This window comes from Marinobacterium sp. NO-S09 (assembly GCF_059179545.1).
In genome coordinates this window covers 1,870,508-1,887,498 of record NZ_CP168954.1, presented here as the reverse complement: position 1 = coordinate 1,887,498, position 16,991 = coordinate 1,870,508, and the positions used below count along the sequence as shown (strand labels likewise).

At 58.1% G+C, this 16,991-nt stretch carries 15 protein-coding genes; 4 read left to right on the top strand and 11 right to left on the bottom strand.

Annotation, left to right across the window (positions count from 1 at the left end; genetic code table 11):
• The first annotated feature begins 25 nt into the window (after window positions 1-25).
• On the top strand, window positions 26-2,197 hold the full coding sequence (locus O3C79_RS08775) for a TonB-dependent receptor (RefSeq protein WP_494385630.1): 2,172 nt from the start codon (window positions 26-28) through the stop codon (window positions 2,195-2,197).
• Window positions 2,198-2,204: 7 nt separating this feature from the next.
• Here O3C79_RS08775 and O3C79_RS08770 read toward each other — a convergent pair whose 3' ends face one another.
• Complete coding sequence (locus tag O3C79_RS08770; protein WP_494385629.1) at window positions 2,205-3,161, bottom strand: GlxA family transcriptional regulator; 957 nt, start codon at window positions 3,159-3,161, stop codon at window positions 2,205-2,207.
• Window positions 3,162-3,246: 85 nt separating this feature from the next.
• On the opposite strand from O3C79_RS08770, the gene O3C79_RS08765 reads away from it, so the two are divergent.
• Window positions 3,247-4,443, top strand: coding sequence for an MFS transporter (locus tag O3C79_RS08765; RefSeq protein ID WP_494385628.1), 1,197 nt, complete (start codon window positions 3,247-3,249; stop codon window positions 4,441-4,443).
• Window positions 4,444-4,494: 51 nt separating this feature from the next.
• Here the strand turns inward: O3C79_RS08765 and O3C79_RS08760 are convergent, their stop codons facing one another.
• The 6 genes from O3C79_RS08760 to O3C79_RS08735 are packed head-to-tail and all read right to left on the bottom strand — an operon-like array spanning window position 4,495 to window position 10,267.
• Window positions 4,495-4,950: a phosphatase domain-containing protein gene (locus O3C79_RS08760; protein WP_494385627.1), complete on the bottom strand. Its 456-nt coding sequence runs from the start codon at window positions 4,948-4,950 to the stop codon at window positions 4,495-4,497.
• Window positions 4,937-5,506 carry a histidine phosphatase family protein gene (locus O3C79_RS08755; protein ID WP_494385626.1) on the bottom strand — a complete coding sequence of 190 codons (570 nt, stop codon included), beginning with the start codon at window positions 5,504-5,506 and terminating at the stop codon, window positions 4,937-4,939. Before O3C79_RS08755 ends, O3C79_RS08760 begins: the two co-directional genes overlap by 14 nt.
• A gap of 6 nt (window positions 5,507-5,512) precedes the next feature.
• On the bottom strand, window positions 5,513-6,568 hold the full coding sequence (locus tag O3C79_RS08750) for an MBL fold metallo-hydrolase (RefSeq protein WP_494385625.1): 1,056 nt from the start codon (window positions 6,566-6,568) through the stop codon (window positions 5,513-5,515).
• The gene (locus O3C79_RS08745) at window positions 6,565-7,593 is read right to left on the bottom strand and encodes an ABC transporter ATP-binding protein (protein WP_494385624.1); all 1,029 of its coding nucleotides are present in this window, start codon (window positions 7,591-7,593) and stop codon (window positions 6,565-6,567) included. The genes O3C79_RS08750 and O3C79_RS08745 overlap by 4 nt, the downstream gene beginning before the upstream one ends.
• Complete coding sequence (locus O3C79_RS08740; protein WP_494385623.1) at window positions 7,581-9,284, bottom strand: ABC transporter permease; 1,704 nt, start codon at window positions 9,282-9,284, stop codon at window positions 7,581-7,583. The genes O3C79_RS08745 and O3C79_RS08740 overlap by 13 nt, the downstream gene beginning before the upstream one ends.
• 2 nt (window positions 9,285-9,286) lie before the next feature.
• On the bottom strand, window positions 9,287-10,267 hold the full coding sequence (locus O3C79_RS08735; protein WP_494385785.1) for an ABC transporter substrate-binding protein: 981 nt from the start codon (window positions 10,265-10,267) through the stop codon (window positions 9,287-9,289).
• Between the two features lie 154 nt (window positions 10,268-10,421).
• On the opposite strand from O3C79_RS08735, the gene O3C79_RS08730 reads away from it, so the two are divergent.
• Window positions 10,422-11,177: a DeoR/GlpR family DNA-binding transcription regulator gene (locus O3C79_RS08730; RefSeq protein ID WP_494385622.1), complete on the top strand. Its 756-nt coding sequence runs from the start codon at window positions 10,422-10,424 to the stop codon at window positions 11,175-11,177.
• A gap of 1 nt (window position 11,178) precedes the next feature.
• On the opposite strand, the gene O3C79_RS08725 is transcribed toward O3C79_RS08730, so the two are convergent.
• Window positions 11,179-11,529, bottom strand: coding sequence for a cupin domain-containing protein (locus tag O3C79_RS08725; RefSeq protein WP_494385621.1), 351 nt, complete (start codon window positions 11,527-11,529; stop codon window positions 11,179-11,181).
• 29 nt (window positions 11,530-11,558) lie between these two features.
• Window positions 11,559-12,866: an NAD(P)/FAD-dependent oxidoreductase gene (locus O3C79_RS08720; RefSeq protein WP_494385620.1), complete on the bottom strand. Its 1,308-nt coding sequence runs from the start codon at window positions 12,864-12,866 to the stop codon at window positions 11,559-11,561.
• 143 nt (window positions 12,867-13,009) lie between these two features.
• On the opposite strand from O3C79_RS08720, the gene O3C79_RS08715 reads away from it, so the two are divergent.
• Window positions 13,010-13,987: a LysR family transcriptional regulator gene (locus O3C79_RS08715; RefSeq protein WP_494385619.1), complete on the top strand. Its 978-nt coding sequence runs from the start codon at window positions 13,010-13,012 to the stop codon at window positions 13,985-13,987.
• Here O3C79_RS08715 and gcvA read toward each other — a convergent pair.
• Complete coding sequence (gene gcvA, locus O3C79_RS08710) at window positions 13,984-14,913, bottom strand: transcriptional regulator GcvA (RefSeq protein WP_494385618.1); 930 nt, start codon at window positions 14,911-14,913, stop codon at window positions 13,984-13,986. The two genes, O3C79_RS08715 and gcvA, sit on opposite strands and share 4 nt — an antisense overlap.
• A gap of 115 nt (window positions 14,914-15,028) precedes the next feature.
• Window positions 15,029-16,726 carry a BCCT family transporter gene (locus tag O3C79_RS08705; RefSeq protein WP_494385617.1) on the bottom strand — a complete coding sequence of 566 codons (1,698 nt, stop codon included), beginning with the start codon at window positions 16,724-16,726 and terminating at the stop codon, window positions 15,029-15,031.
• Window positions 16,727-16,991 lie beyond the last annotated feature (265 nt).

Genomic DNA, 16,991 nt, shown 5'->3' with positions numbered 1-16,991 from the left:
TTTCATCCGCCAAAGGAGTTGCTCCGTGCCCTCTCCCCTACTGACGTTTCGCAAATCACTGATATCCGTTGCCATTGGTCTGGCCAGTGCCCAGGCACTTGCCGCTGAAGCCGATCTGAATACGACCGTCATCACGGCCAACCGTGCTGCGACCAGTATTGCTGATATCCCGGCGACCGTACGTGTGATCGAAGCCGAGCAGATCCAGCAGCAGATGCACGGCGGCAGTGATTTCAAGGATGCCTTGGCACAGCTGATCCCCAGCCTGGATGCCGGCAGTCAGGGGCGAACCAACTATGGTCAGTACATGCGCGGCCGCTCCATTCTGGTCATGATCGACGGGGTGTCACTCATCTCCAGCCGCAGCGTGAGCCGTCAGTTCGAGTCCATCGACCCGTTCAACATTGCCCGCATTGAGGTGATCTCCGGCGCCAGCTCCGTCTATGGTGGCGGCGGTACCGGCGGTGTCATCAATATCATTACGCGCAAGGGCGCACCGGGCGAACCCCGCTTCGATCTGGAAACCGGCGTGAAGAGTGGCTTCCACAGTGACGATCTGGACAGCCAGCTGGCAGGCGCCGTCAGTGGCGGCAATGACCGCATGGACTACCGTCTTTCTGCCTCACTGCGCAAAACCGGCGCCTTCTACAACACCGATGATGAAGAGATCCTGCAGGACATCACCCAGACCTCGTCCCAGTATGGCGATCAGATCGACCTGATGGCCAACACTGGCATCCAGCTGGGTGACGAACAACACCTTCAGTTGACGGCCCAGTATTTCAAGAACGAACAGGATGCTGATCGCTTCTCCTACTTCGGCCCCAACTATGCCGGTTTCACCGATCCGTCACAGGTATCCGTAGAGGATGGACTGCAACTGGATGACCAGCCGGAAACCGAGCGCAAGTTGCTGAACCTGCAGTACGCCAACGATGACCTGATGGGCCAGCAGCTGTTGGTGCAGGGGTTCTATCGCAGCGAAGCACTGCAGTTCTATCCCTTCCCGCGTGCGGCAAGCCAGACTGTCAGCGCATCCAACCAGGAAACCGAAGTCTATGGCCTCAAGGCCGTACTGGTCAGCCAGCTGAATGCGGATACCTCACTCACCTACGGTGCCGACCTGAGCCGGGAAACCTTCGACAGTCGCCAGCAGTATTATAATTTTGCCGATGCCGCAGCCAGCGGTGGTCTGGTCTACAACCCCGAGATCAGTACCGGTCGCTACCCCGGCGTTGAAATCGATGAGATGGCGCTGTTCCTGCAAGCCAACAGCCAGGTGACTGATCAGCTGACCCTGAACGGTGGCCTGCGTTATCAGTATGCCAATGCCAAGATCGATGACTTTGTCGATACCGACCAGCAGTACCTGGTCGCCACCGGCCAACTGCCCTATGCCGATGCCGTGCCGGGCGGTGAAGCCGATTACAACACCACCCTGTTCAACCTGGGCGCGGTCTACTCACTGACCCCGGAACACCAGCTGTACGCCAATTTCTCCCAGGGCTTTGAAGTGCCGGACCCGGCCAAATACTACGGCTACGGCAACTACGATGGCAGCAACCTGATCTCCGGCATCAACGTGGCGGACAACAAGGCCGACGCCCTCAAGACCGACTCCTACGAACTGGGCTGGCGTTATGACGATGGTCAGCTGCGTACCCAGCTGTCGGCCTACTACTCCATTTCCGACAAGCGCATCAGCAACAGCAGCCGCAACCTGTCCGTGAGCGTGCTGGATGAGAAAAAACGCATCTACGGCCTGGAAGCCATCGCCGACTACCGCATCAACAGCAACTGGGCATTGGGCGCCAACCTGCACCTGGTCGAGCCGGAGAAAAAAGGCGACGGCTGGCAGGCACTGGAAGCCTACTATGCCAGCACCCACAAGCTGGGCGCTCATGTGGACTGGAACCAGGGCCCGCTGAACCTGCGTCTGCAGGGAATGAAAGTCTATGGCTACAAGGATGATGCCGGTCGCGAACTGGACGGCTACACCCTGTTTGACCTGGTGGGCGGCTATGACCTGCCGGTGGGCAACCTGAGCTTTGGCATCAACAACCTGTTCGATACCGACTACCAGACCCTGTGGAGCCAGAAAGCCCAGATGCTTTACGCCGGCCTGACTTCACCGGCGGTCGTAACCTTCGAAGGCCGGGGCCGCACCCTGGGACTGAGCTACGCGGTTCAGTTCTAACAGCCCGCTAAACATCTGTAATTTGCCCGCCCTTGCGCCTGAAGGCAGAGGGCGGCATCCCCTTGATACGCACAAAGGCACGCCGCATACGTTCAGCATCCTGAAACCCGCATCGCTGGGCGATGACCTGTATCGAGTCCTGTCCGCTGTCCAGATAGCTGCTGGCTGCTTCAACCCTGAGTCGCTCGACCGCACGCGCGGGCGTCGTACCCACTTCAGCGGTAAACAAACGACTGAAATGGCGCGGACTCATGCACATCCAGTGCGCCAGATCTTCAACCTGCAAGGACTCCCTCAAATGACTGCGGATATGATCCAGTAAGGGTGCAAAGCGACTATCGGGCGCAGCCAGATCCAGCAGTTCAGAAAACTGTGACTGGCCACCTGGGCGCCGGTAGTACACCACCAATTGCCGAGCAACCTGACGCGCGACTGCCTCTCCCAAATCCTGGGTAATCAGGGCCAGCGCAAGATCAATCCCGGCACTGACACCGGCCGAAGTCCAAACCGGGCCATCGTTGACAAAAATCCGATCCGGCTCCAGCCGTACCTGAGGAAAGCGACGACAGAAATCCGCACTGCGATTCCAGTGAGTGGTCGCTCTGCGTCCATCCAGCACACCGGCAGCTCCCAACAGGAAAGCACCCGAGCAAACGCTGGTCATGCGCCTTGCAGTGTCAGATCGTGCCCGCACCCAGCCCAGTGTCTGCTCACACTCAGCCGCCGAGTATACGCCCCAGCCTCCCACCGCCATCAGCGTATCCACCTCTCCCTCTTCCTGGCATGAGCTGGTTAGCAGGCTGACACCTGACGAGCTGGCAATCAGTCCGCCGTCAAGGCTAACCAGCCTGAGGTCATAACTGCCTGGTACCAGCCTGTTGGCGGCCTCGAAAGCAGCAACAGGCCCGGATGCATCCAGCAACTGGAAATCAGCAAACACAAAAACGGTAATAATATGAGGCATGGCATAAATAGTGGGAAGCTAGTCATTCAGGACAGATTGTAGTCATGCATGATCAGGCCAACAACGTTTACCGAGATTTTGACTCATGAATCGGAATGTCTTACTGCTGACCCTCTGCCAGGCCACTATGATGACCAGCGTGAGCCTGGTGCTGTCCTCCTCTGCGCTGATTGGCGCTCAGCTGTCTCCCGGCCCGGAACTGGCGACCCTGCCACTGGCGGTCCAGTATCTGGCCACCTTGCTGATGCTATTCCCGCTTGCCTGGTGCATGCAGCGTCTGGGAGCCAGAACCACTTTTGTATACAGCGCACTGGCCGGTGCTCTGGGCCTGTTTCTGGCAGCAGCAGGGATTTATCTGGAGAGTTTCTTCCTGTTTGCGGTATCCGGCCTGCTGATCGGAATCTTCAACGGCGCTGGACAGTACTACCGGTTTGCAGCCGCAGATGCCGTTGCCATCGAGCACAAAAGCCTGGCGATTTCCCTCACACTGAGCGGCGGACTCCTCGCTGCGCTGCTGGGTCCCAACCTGGCGCGCTGGAGCCGGGACGCGCTGGGACCGGATTTCTTTGCCAGCTTTCTTATGCTGGCCATCATCGCCACAGCTTCAGCCCTGCTGGCCAGCGCACTTCGTTTGCCTGATCAGAACAGTAGCGAGCCTTCGAACAAAAGCTCATCCGGAGATCCCCTCTCACGTGCATCACTGCTGAGAAGCCCGGGTATCTTGATCGCCATTCTGGCAGCGGTGGGTAGCTATGCGGTTATGAACTTGCTGATGTCCGCCACGCCCCTGGCGATGATGCATTGCGGTTTCGGCTTTGATGACACGGCCTGGGTCATCCAGTGGCACCTGGTCGCCATGTTCGCCCCTTCCTTTTTCACCGGACAGCTGATTCAACGCTTCGGCTGCATTCCCGTAATGCTGCTGGGCTGCATGCTGAGCTTCGGCAGTATCGGCATTAGCATCCTTGGGGTTGAGCTGATCCATTTCGAAGCGGCATTGGTGTTACTGGGGCTGGGCTGGAACCTTCTCTATATCGGTGCCTCATCACTGCTGGTGGAGCACTGCCACCCAACTGACAGCCACCGAGTAAGAGCACTCAACGATACACTGGTATTTAACGGCGTAACCGGCGCCACCCTGATCTCCGGCAGCTTGGCAAGCACTATGAGCTGGGCGGCCATTAACCTGTATGCCGCCCTGCCCGTGTTGCTGATAATGGTTGGACTGCTCGTATTTCGACTGCAGACCCGCGCCTGCCCGTCAGCTATTCGCGTAAGTTAGAACAATGTTTTGGGAGAGCGCTGACCAGCCAGTACGGCCAGCGCTCCTGTCTCAAAAACTCCCCGGCGCACACTGCAGGCAGGTCAGCCCCAGCTCGCGCCAGCGCGCCACTACCGCATCACGGTCATCCAGCACCAACCAGGGGCTGAAGCCGTCGTCACGAATTTGCTGCAGCAACTGCTGCTTAACGCTTTCATCATCTACCTCATCGTCACCCAGGGCACGCAGGTACACGCCGTCGTAGGGAATCTCGTGACGATCCAGCCACTCCAGGGTGTGATCGCGATGGGAATCCGGGCGGCCACTGCAGATGACGATCTTCTGTTGCTGGGCCTTTAACATTTGCACCAGGTTACGCACGGGCTCGATCACCGGCGCTTCGCGCATAAATTCGAAGAAGGGGTCCCAGGCCTTTTCGGCACCCAGCACCCATTGATGGACCGTTTCGGGATCGAAATGCGCCAGGGTTCCATCCACATCGACAATGACGGTATCACCGTTGTTCAAACCATATCTCCTTAAGTAAGGTCATGTCCCAGCCATCCGCCTGAGGCTCAATGAGCACCGGCTCGGCATTTTCAATTCTTGGGCCCTGTGGCGTGCCCGTTTGCAGCTCGCGAATCACGCGATACACCCCCGAGTGCGCCACAATCAAGGGCAAGTCATAAGCGTTCAGCAGCTGATTCAGAGCATGAACGACCCGATATTTGAAGACGATCCAGGGCTCTCCATCCGGTGGTGTCTCTTCATAGGGCGTCTGCTCCGTAAGAGGCGCCATCTCAAGTGCACCCCAATGACGCTCCTGCAGATCTTCGACACTGATCAGGGTGCGTTCGGGCAGTGCCAGCTGCGCAGTGGAACGGGCGCGCTGCAGCTGACTGGTGGCAACACAGCTCCAGCTATAGCCGCCCAACCACGCCGCTGAACGGGCCTGTTCTTCTCCTCTCGGGCTCAGCGGCACATCCGTGGAGCCACAGATCAAATGCCCCGCATTGGCCGGGGTTTCACCATGGCGCATAAAAACAAAGGGGCGCCGCACCAGCGCCAACTCGGTATCTGTCATGGGGGATTAACTCAGTTGAATCTCGTCTGTGGTCGGAATAAAGAGGCAAGGGTCCAGGGCACGCTGCCACTGCTGCTGCTCAGTGAGAGACGTAAACAGCGGGATGACACGCTTGGCCTGTATCTGTTGCGCCAGCCTTTGCAGATCAGAACAGCGCGGGTGCACATTCCAGCGCAGCCAACGGGCGCGCCCCTCGGCTACATCCCGTTGTGCCTTGGGTGGCAGATAACCGGTGTAAATCACCTGACGCTGACCACTGCTGATCAACTGCTCAATGTCCTCGCCAACTCCCTCCGGCCGCCCCACCAGTGCAACCTGGCTTTGCGCCAGCGTGCTGGAAGGTTGCAACCGCTTGAGCCTGTCGAACACGCCCGGCTGAAAGCAGCTGGCCGGCATTGATTGCATGCGCGTCAGCTGTTGCAGGCAGAGGCTATCCATACTCCAGTCGATGCCTTTTTCATCCAACCAAAGCGCCATTTCAAGTGCACGTCCTGATGCAGGCACCGGCAATAATATGGGTGTATTCAAATGAGTCAGCAACTCTTCCCGGCAGTGATTCTGTGGTTGGTCGTAAAGCCCGTAGGAGGCATCCAACAGTGCCAGCCCCGCAGCGGGCGGAGTATCAAAGCGAAACAGGGTCGACTCGGTGGAAAAGTCACCGCTGTAGAACAGACCGTCACCCACATCGAAGTGCAGCCAGACACCGCCCAGCGAATGACCGGCCTGACCGGTTCGCACACGTAGCCCCAGCAGTTCCAGTTCGCCCTGTAGCGGCAACACGCGGTGTTCAATTCCTGCAGGCAAGGCGGCGGCTACCGGCCCCGTCGCGTATACCGGTGTCCCCTTCGGCACTCGATCAATGGCGCCCATGTGATCCACATGGTCATGACTGATCACTACGGCATCGACAGGACGATCCTGTGGCCATTGCCAGTCACAGGGCAGACCCGGCTCAAGTGGCCCGCCTGCCTCAATCAAGATGCGCCCCTGCTCGGTATCCAGCACAAATGCTGCCGGCTGTTTGCCGCCCAGGCCGCTGAGAATACGCAGTGACGGCCTCATCGAGTCGGCTCCAGCGACCAGCCCCGACTGATATGCAGGCAGGTATGCTGCGCCACCGCCAACGGCTGATCATGAAATGCCATCAACTCGGCGCCACAGGCCAGACGCAATTTGAGTTCGTAATGCGCCCCTCGGTAAATGGACGCGATCACCTCGGCCGATACCCCCGGCACACCGACTCGGACATCCTGAGGCCGGATCAGTACAGGCGTCCTCGCACCCTGCTCGGCTCCCAGCCCTGTGGCCAAAGCCTCAGGCCCGATTTCAAACCCCGGCGCGATGCCGCCAACGCCGGCAACGCCACCCTGACCGATAAAGCCAGCCACCCATTCACTTCTGGGGCGCGCGTACAGGTCCTGAGGAGTGCCCCACTGCTCCAGTTGGCCCCGGTTCATCACGGCAATCTTGCTGGCCAGCGACATGGCCTCGGACTGGTCATGGGTCACGTAGATCATGGTCGCGCCTGTACGGCGGTGAAACTCCCTGAAGGTTTCCTCCATGGACGCGCGCAGATGTCGATCCAGATTCGCCAAGGGTTCATCCAGCAACACCACATCGGGCTCGGTCACCAGACAGCGAGCCAACGCCACTCGCTGACGCTGGCCACCGCTCAAATCCTTGGGCGCACGACCGGACAGGTGCGTCAGCTGTACAGCTGCCAAGGCTTCATCAATACGACGCTGCCGCTCGCCCTCCGACATTTTCTGCAATTTGAGCGGGTAGGCCACATTCTGCAGCACGGTCATGTGCGGCCAGAGCGCATAGGACTGGAACACCATCCCCATACGACGCGCCTCCGGCGGCACATGAACTCCGTCCGCGGCCAATGTCTGTCCGTTCAAGTGAATACTGCCGCCCGACACGGCCTCAAAACCGGCCAGCATGCGCAGCATGGTGGTTTTGCCACAACCGCTGGGGCCCAGCAAAGCGACAAATTCGCCCTGTTCAATGTCCAGACTAACCGCATCCACCGCCGGCTGGCCGTCAAAGGTTTTAGTTACAGAATCCAGTATCAGGTTCGCCAAGGTATAACTCCTTCGGGCAGCCAGCGCGCCATCAGACTGAGCAACAGCATGAGCACGGCCACCATAACGACAATCACCACCGAGATGGCGGCGGCCAACACACTGTCGCCGCCCTCATCCAGGTTAAACACCAGTACCCCCAGGGTTTCATTCCCGGCACTCCAGAGCAGCGCAGACACCGTCAATTCATTTACCGCAGTGAGAAACACCAGCAGTCCACCAGCACAGAGCGCAGGTGCCACCAGTGGCAGTACGATTTGCAGCAAACGCCTGAGCGGCCCTGCTCCCGCCAGTTGTGCAGCTTCTTCCAGCGAACCATCGAGCTGACCGGCACTGGCCTGCACTGGCTTCAGCGCGATACTCATGAAACGCGCCAAATAGGCCACAAATAGAATCGCCAGGGTGCCGTAGAGGCTGATGTCCAGTAGCGGCAAGGGCTTCACGAACAGGAGAATGCAGGCGATCGCCAGCACCACCCCGGGCAATGCATAGGGAATTTCGATCAGGCTATTGATCGTGGTGCGCAGCCGAGGCTGCATACGCAATAACAACCAGGCCAACGGGAGGCTCAGAGCCATCAGGAACAGGGCGCTGCCACCGGCCAACAGCAAGCTATTACTCATAGCACGACTGGTGACGCCTTGACGCGAAAGCATCTCCACATAAGCTTCAAGTGTGAGTGTTTCAGTCGTAAGGCCAACGCCCAAAGCAGGCACCAATGAACTGATCACCAACGCAATCAGCGGTGCCACCAGGATCAGGCTAAGCACCAGCCAAAGCGCCGCCTGCAATAACCGTCGATGGCGGGTATCCAGCTCAAACGCCTGAGCCCGGCCGCTATGCCTTACCAGTTCAAACTGGGCCTTGCGCACGAAACGCTGCTGGACCAGCACACCCATCAGCGCCAAAAAACCGATCAGCATCGACAGGACCGCTACTTCACTCAATACCGTCTGGCCAAACCCGGCCAGGTGCTGGTAAATCAGTGTGGGCAGTACATAGTAAGACGCAGGGATACCCAGCATGGCCGGAATACCGAAGTTACCCAGCGCCGATACAAAGGCAATGGCTGCAGCCGCCACCAGCCCGCTTCGGCACAGGGGCAGAATCACATCCAGCCATACCCGACGCTGACTGGCACCGTTGATGCGCGCAGCTTCTATCAGCTCGGCCGGCAGGTTGATCAGACTGGCTCTCAAGGTCAGAAACACCAGAGGTGCATGCTGAATTCCCATCAGTAGCGCGATGCCTTCGGCCGAATAAAGCGGCTGCGGTGAACCCAATGACGGCGCCATCCCCAGCGAATTGAGCAACGGGCTGCTTGGGCCAAACAGTTGCAGCCAGCTCAAAGCCGTTACCTGAGGCGGAATCATCATCGGCAGCATGAAGCAGAACACCAGCCACTGACGACCGGACACATTGGTCAGCGACAGTGAACAGGCAAACAGCGCTCCCAGCACCAGCGATATCAGGGTTGCCAATATCGAGGTATAGAGGCTGTTATACAGTGCGTTCCAGGTCGCGCCGTCACGCAGAACCCGAAACAGCGGCGAATCAGCTCCCTGATCCAGCTGAGTGAGCGCTTCCAACAGCAGGCGCAGGCTGGGTGTCAGGCTCAGTAGCATTATTAAGGCGAGAATCAGTGCGACCAGCCAACGCGGCTGGTCGCTCGAACGTATAGCTGCCAGCATGTTCAGCCGCCAAATACGTCGTTGAAGCGTGCCTTGTTGGCATCGGCATTGCGCAAGGCATCGGCTGCATCAAACGACATCAGCTTGATCTTCTCACGTGCCGGGAAGCCCTCTGGCGCCGCAACCTTATTGCTGGCCGGAAGGTAGCCCTGTTCACGAACCAGCTCCTGCCCCTTGGCAGACAGCACGAAATCGACAAATTTCTGAGCCGCGTCCACATTCTCGGCGCCCTGCATAATGGCCACCGGCTCTGTCACCATGCTGCCGCCCTCCTCCGGGAAGACAAACTCGATGGGCGAGCCTTTACGCGCTTCGCGGATGGCCAGGAAATCGACGATCACGCCATAGGGCTTATTGCCGGATGCAACGGCCTTGAGCACACCGCCATTACCGCCCTGAGCCTGAGTCTTGTTATCTGCCAGAGAGCGGTAGTAATCCCAGCCAAGGTCAGGATTGGAGGTCAGTGTCGCCAAGTGAATCAGCGCAGCACCGGAGTACAGCGGGCTCGGCATTGCCACCTGCCCCTTGTAGCGCTCATGCGCCAGATCAGCCCAGCTGGACGGTGACTCGGACGCGCGGGTATGGCGCACAATGCCCGTGGTAATCAGTTTGGTGCCGTAGTAATAGCCCTCGGGCTGGTACAAGGCAGAATCAAAATGCTTACGTTCGGGGCTCAGGTAGGGCTGCAGATGCCCGCCTTCCTTGAGCGATTCCATATTCACGCTATCAGCGATCAGCAGCAGATCTGCACGGGACGTACCGCTCTGCAGCTCGGCACGCAAGCGTGTCATCAGCTTGGTGGTGCCATCACGGACCCACTCCACCTCGATATCAGGATGCGCCTGGGTAAAGGCATCCACGGTTGCCTGGGCATCGGCGTTGGGCTGGCTGGTATACAGCACCAGCCGGCTATCCGCCTGCGCCATCATGGAAAGAGAACCGCCGGCAATGACGGCGAGGGTCATCAGAGTCTTCTTAAACATCATGCCACCTCCAAAATGTGATGGCTGAAACCTTAGTGACACCTCCTTACACCAGAATGACATTTCATTTTCGTTTTGATGTCGCTGACTTTCGTTTTGCTTACTCAACGACAAAACCGCTAACGGCATTACCTTTCAGGACAGAGGCTGACCGATGCATCAACGCAGACACCAGATTACCGAACGGGTAAACAATGAGGGCCGCACCAGCGTGCAGCAGCTGGCAAAGCACTTTGGCGTATCCGTGCAGACCATTCGCAACGACGTTCGCGTGCTGGTGCAGCAGGGACTGCTGCTGCGCAACCACGGTGAAGTGCTTCCCTTCCCTCACCGGGAGAACATCAGTTACGACCAGCGCCGCATTCGCAACGAACCCGGCAAGGCACTGATCGCTGAGCTCTGTGCAGAGCAACTCGGCGGGTTTCAGACCCTGTTCATGGGGACTGGCTCAACACTGGCGGAACTGGCCGCACGGCTTGGCGAGCACAAAGGCTTGCAGGTGATCACCAACAACCTCCATGTGGCGAACCGACTCTGCGAACACCCTGATTGTGCCCTCACCCTTGCCGGCGGCCGTGTTAGGTTGCGGGACAGGGATGTGATTGGCGGCGACGCCCTGCGCTTTTTCAAACGCTATCGCGCCGATACGGCAATTACGTCGGTAGGAGGGATGGACGCCAACGGTCAATTATTCGATTTTAACGATGATGAAGTAATGGCACGGGAGGCCATGCTGGAACAAAGCCGCTTGCGGGTGCTGTTACTCGATAGCAGCAAATTTGATTGCCTGGCCCCCTGCCACGCAGGGCACATCGAAGACTATGATCTGGTCATTACCGACAAGCCCCTGCCACAACGGTTACAGGGACTTCTCATCGCCAAGGGTAAACAAACGTTGAGCAGTACCTGACTTAAGCCAGGCCGTGAATTTCCTTCCAGTTACCCGGGTACACGGCATAGAAAATACGCGCCTGGTCGCCCTCATACTTCAGCTCAGTCCCTTCCGGCACCCAGATGATGTCACCAGCTTCACCTTCCAGCACGCCCTCATTGGTAACCAGACGGAAGACGCCATCAATCACGTAAATCACCTCATCGTAGAGCACCGTCCAGCTGATTGAGCAGGCATCGAAATGGGCAACCCCCGCCCCCATGGTGGCGCTTACATCCGTGCTGACGGCGCGGGCAACACCTGCGTCACCCGGCGGACCACCACGGTGCATATACGTAAGGCTTGAGGACTTGATCAGTTTTGCAGACATGGATTTCTCCCAACAATATCGATATGAATTCAGACTTCAGAGCGGCTGCGGAAGCGCTCGAACGCCAGACGCAGGGGCACGCCTACACGCAGCAGCGGTTTGGGCGGCAACCTTGACGGACTACCGGACACACACCAGATGTCATCCAGCAGGTCTGTTTTCAGGCCACAGGCCAGGTCGGCCAGCATCATGCCGGAGTAGGTACCACGCGCCGCGCCTACGCTTTGGTCACAGCAGGAGGCGAAGATGTTGGTTTCCAGCTCACCAAAGTAGGTTTCAAAATTGCCGGACAAACCACTGGCACCGCCCCAGGTGTATTCGAACGGCACATCCGAGAGCTCCGGGTAGCGTGCGTCGAAGGCATCGCGATGGCGGATGGCGATATTGGGGATCAGCTCTTGAGGCGTGTTGTAGTCATGCGCATAGCGGTAGGAGTTACGCACCAGCAGGCGCTTGTCCTGGGTCATGCGCAGGGTTGTGCCACCGTGATCGGCCGGGGTAATCCCCCAATCCAGCTGACCGCCATAGCGGCGCATCTGCTCGTCAGTCAACGGTGCGGTCATGCTGGCAAAGGTCATGATCGGCAGGATGCGGTCAGACATGTAGCCAAGCTCAGCGGTAAAGATGTTGGTGCCCAGAATCAGCTGACGGCACTGAATGCGCGCCTTATCCGTTGTCAGTTCGAAACCGCTGTGAGTGCGCTTGATGGCGGTCACTGCGGTGCGCTCGGCGATACGTACATTGTCAGGCATGTTATCCGCCAAACCGCGCATCAGAGCGGCTGGCTGCATCAATGCACCTCCGGGTGTATGAATCGCAGCCGAGTAGAAATCAGTGCCGAACACGGACGCCATCTCCTGCTTGCTCAGGCGGTGGTACTCTTCACCGCTGTGCTTCAGCAGCTGCTCGTAATGGTCGAGATGCTTGCGACCACGCGACCCGATGGCAGCCTGATATTTACCGGCGTGAGACCACTGGCAATCGATATTAAAGCGCTCGATCTGGGTTTCCAGATACTCCACCGCCAGCCGGTTAAGACGGATGATCTTCTGCTTCAGCTGCTCGTCGCCGCTTTCCAGATCACGCTTGTGAGGTTGGTCAATCACGAAGCCCGAGTTGCGGCCTGAAGCGCCCTGCCCGATCTTGAGGGCTTCAATCAGGAGCACACTGTCATCGGGACGGTTTTCTGCCATACGACGCGCCGCCGCACAGCCGACAAAGCCACCACCGATTACGACCACATCGGCCTGGGTATCTTCTTTCAAGGCAGGGAAATCGGAAACGACTTCAAGCTGTTCATACCAGCCGCAGCGTCTGTCATACCGGGGAAGAATCATTATTGTAATACTCGGCTTCAAGGTTCTGGATCAGGCGCAAAGCTACGCCTTTCATGTCGCCGATTATTGCAGCCATTATTAATATATCTACAATAAGATCGCTTATTGAGTAATTCTTAAACCCATCATAAGAAAAGCTTATAATGATATCTTCTCCCTTGATCGATACCCAGGCGCTGGCCAGTTTTGTCTCTATTGCCGAGTCGGAGTCGCTGACCGATGCAGCCCAGCGCCTGGGGGTTACCCAGTCAGCGGTGTCCCAGACCCTGAAACAACTGGAAACCCAGCTGGGCACCACACTGGTCGTGCGTCGCACCCGCCCCTTGCGGCTTACGGCCGCCGGCCAGATGCTCAAGCAGCAGGCCGATACCCTGCTGGGTGATCTGCGCCGATTGACCAGCCGGGTTCGCGGCGCAGCCCATCAGGGGTTGATTCAGTGTCGACTGGGGTTAGTGACTTCCTGTTCGGAGGTGTTCGGCAGCCGCCTGATTGCGCAGATGGGTAACCGGATTGAGCAACTGACCCTGCGCAGCGGCCTGACACCTTCGCTGCTGCAGTCTTTTCTCAATCGGGAAGTGGATATTCTGGTATCCAACGATCCGCTGGATGATATTGAGGGCCTGGAGCGCTATCCACTGTTCCGAGACCCCCTGTTACTGGCCGTTCCCGAGCGCTTTGGTTTTAATGCAGAGGCGCCTTCACGCGAGCAACTGAGCGGGCTGGCCCTGCAGCACCCCATGATTCGTTACGGCAGGAACACGCACATTGGCGCGATGACAGAAGTGGCATTGCGTCGGATGGGGGTAATGACACAGGTGCGCTATGAAACCGACGATACCCATACGCTAATGCGCTTTGTGCAGGACGGTCACAGCTGGGGCGTGATCAGCGCACTCTGCCTGGCTCAGGTTGCGCCACGTACCCGGGGGGTACGCCTGCTGCCACTGGACGGCAACCGCCATGCACGCCAGCTTTACCTGCTGGCCCGAGAGGCGGAGCTGGGTGAAATACCGGCCGAGATTTCCGGCCATATCCAGCAGCAGATGTCAGAGCCGGTCCTCGAACTGCTACAGCAAAGCGCTTCCTGGCTGAAAGCCGAAAGCCTGGAACCGGACAGCTAGTCCGTGTTGTCGGCGCCGGAAGCAAACTGCTCCGCCGCGACCAGCTCCAGCAACCAGGCTCGAAACTCGTCAACGCCGGGCCTGCGTCGATACACCATATCCGGCTCAAGCATATAGAAGCAGGCTTCGGTGTTCAGCTCGGTGGACACCGGCCGAACCAGCAAGCCACTGTCCAGATAGTTGCAGATCAGCTGCTCCCACCCCAGGGCAACCCCTTGACCGTTCAATGCTGCCTGAATCAGCATCGGATAGTTATTGAGATTGAGCCGGCGCTTGGGCGGTGCCGGTTTCAAGTCGGCCTGCTGGAACCACTCGGTCCAGCCGAGCCAGTCCTTGCCCGAATCCAGCCACAGCAGCGTTGTCGAGAAAATGTCCTCAGGCGTGTCCAGCGACAAACGCTCAAGAAATTGCGGACTACACACGGGAAACACCCGCTCGCGGAACAGCGGCGTGGCATCCATATCCGCCGGCGGCTTGCGATAATAGAACAGGGCCACATCGAACTCTGAAGGGCGCACGCCCTTGAGGGTGTCACTGGCAAAGATGCGCACATCGATATCAGGATGACGCTCCTGAAAATCGGCCAGTCGCGGCAGTAACCAGAGGGACGCCATGGCGTTGGACGTCACTACCGTGATCTGCTTGTTGTCCTGCCACTGAAGGACTTCGCCGGTGGCGTTGGCCAGCAGCTGCAGTGATTGCTGAACGCTGAAAAAATAGTCTTCGCCGGTCTGGGTCAACGACAGGCTGCGCTTGTCACGCAGAAACAGCGAACGGCCCAGGTAGTCTTCCAAATGTCGAATCTGGCGACTCACCGCCCCCTGAGTCACGCTTAACTCAATGGCGGCCTGGGTAAAACTGAGATGACGGGCAGCAGACTCGAACGCCACCAGACTGTTCAAGGGAGGCAGAGGCTTAATCTTCAAGGGCAGACCTCGGGTGTTACTTTATAGTCGTTATAATTGAAAGGAGCCCGACTGGCGGGCCCCTTGAGTACAGCATTATAGGGTGTTGCTTGCTTTGGGCGCCATGCCCTCCGACTCACTCACCACTGGCTCTGAGCAGAACCGGTGCAGGCTCTGGCTGCAGCGCGGCAGGCTGGTAATCATCGTCTGCTTCCGGCTCGTTCTTGGGTACCGGCTGACGCGCAGGTGCCGGTGGCAGCATGCCCGGCTCCTGGCGCAGTGACTTCATCAGACTGATCGCCATGAACAGGGTCAGCACCGCGATCGGCAAACCAGCCACAATCGACGCCGTCTGCACCGCCTTCAAACCACCGGCGTAGAGCAGTCCCCCGGCAATAAACGCCTGCATCACACCCCAGACAACCCGCAGCACCATGGGTGGTTCAAGACTGCCCCGCGAGTTGAGGGTACAGAGCACCAGCGTGCCCGAGTCCGCCGAGGTGATGAAATAGGTCGCCAGCAAAGCCACCACCATCAGGCTCAGCATCTGCCCCAGAAAACCTTCATCGATCTTTTCGAACAGCGTGAACACGGCCGAGGTGGTTTCCGCCTTGGTCGCCAGCAGCACATCACCGCCTTTGAACTCGGCAGCCTCATCCACCAGCACACCTGACTCTACCTGTGCCTGATGCGCCAGGCGGTCTTTCTGCTCCATCTTCAGGGCAGAACCACCAAACACGGACATCCAGATAAAGGTAACGATGGTCGGCACGATCAGTGCGCCCATGATCAGTTCGCGGATGGTACGGCCACGGGAGATACGCGCAATGAACATGCCCACAAACGGTGACCAGGTCATCCACCAGGGCCAGTAGAAGGCGGTCCACCAGTTCTGCCAGCCACTGTCATCCTGAGCATCGCTCCAGGTGCTGAGCGAAATGATATTGCCCAGATAATCCCCTGTACCCTCGATCAGCGTGTGCAGAATGTAACGGGTCGGACCAACAGCCAGCACCACCACAACCAGCAAAATCGACAGCAGCATGTTCCATTCAGACAGCAAACGGATACCGCGACCCACGCCAGACAACACCGACAGAATCGCCAGGAAGCTGATCAAACCGATCATGATCAACTGATTGCCGACGCTGATCTCCATCCCCAGCACATTGTTCAGGCCGGAATTCATCTGGATCACACCCAGCCCCAGCGACTGGGACACACCAAAGGCCGTAATTGCCACCGTGAGAATATCCACGGTATGACCGATGGGACCGTAAATCCTGTCGCCGATCAGCGGATACAGCACCGAACGCATGGTCAGCGGCAGCCCCTTGCGGTAGGCAAAGTACGCCATTGTCAGCGCGACGATGATGAAGATTGCCCAGGGGTGCAGGCCCCAATGGAAGAAGGTAATCCGCATGGCGGTTTGCGCCGCATCATTGCTCAAACCGGCTTCAGCAAAGGGGTTGCCGGCGTAATGCCACATGGGCTCGGCCACCGACCAGAAGATCAGACCAATGCCCATACCGCCACTGAACAGCATCGCCAGCCAGGAGCGGTAACTGAACTCGGGCTTTTCATCATCCCGCCCCAGGCGGATATGACCAAAACGGCTCAGCATCAACCAGATCAGCAGGCACAGCACCCCGCTCACCACGGTCAGGTAAAACCATTTGAAGTTATTGAGAATTGTATCGGATACCTGCTGGAAGAAAGCGCCCGCTTCCTTTGCCATCAGGCCGCAGAAGATCACAAAGCCGATGACCAGGATCTTGGATATCACCGTGACCGTGGGGTCGATGCCACGCACGAGGCCGGAGTCGTGTTTCATTGAGTCGTCTCCATCTAATTATTATTTTCAGCGCACCGCAGGTTGTTGGGTCTGACGGAAAAGCCGAACAACCGCTGCCCGGAAGCAGTGGGGCAATCCTGCTGAAAACCTTGATCTACATCAAACCAGTTTTTTTAATGGGCTGATGACTTTTTGTAATGGTAACTTTTCACCTCACCCGTTACGCAACCGCAAAAATACTGAGTTTTTAGAGGTCATGAGTTTTTGTAATAGCTCAGCGGCTTAAAAATCGTTTGTGACGATT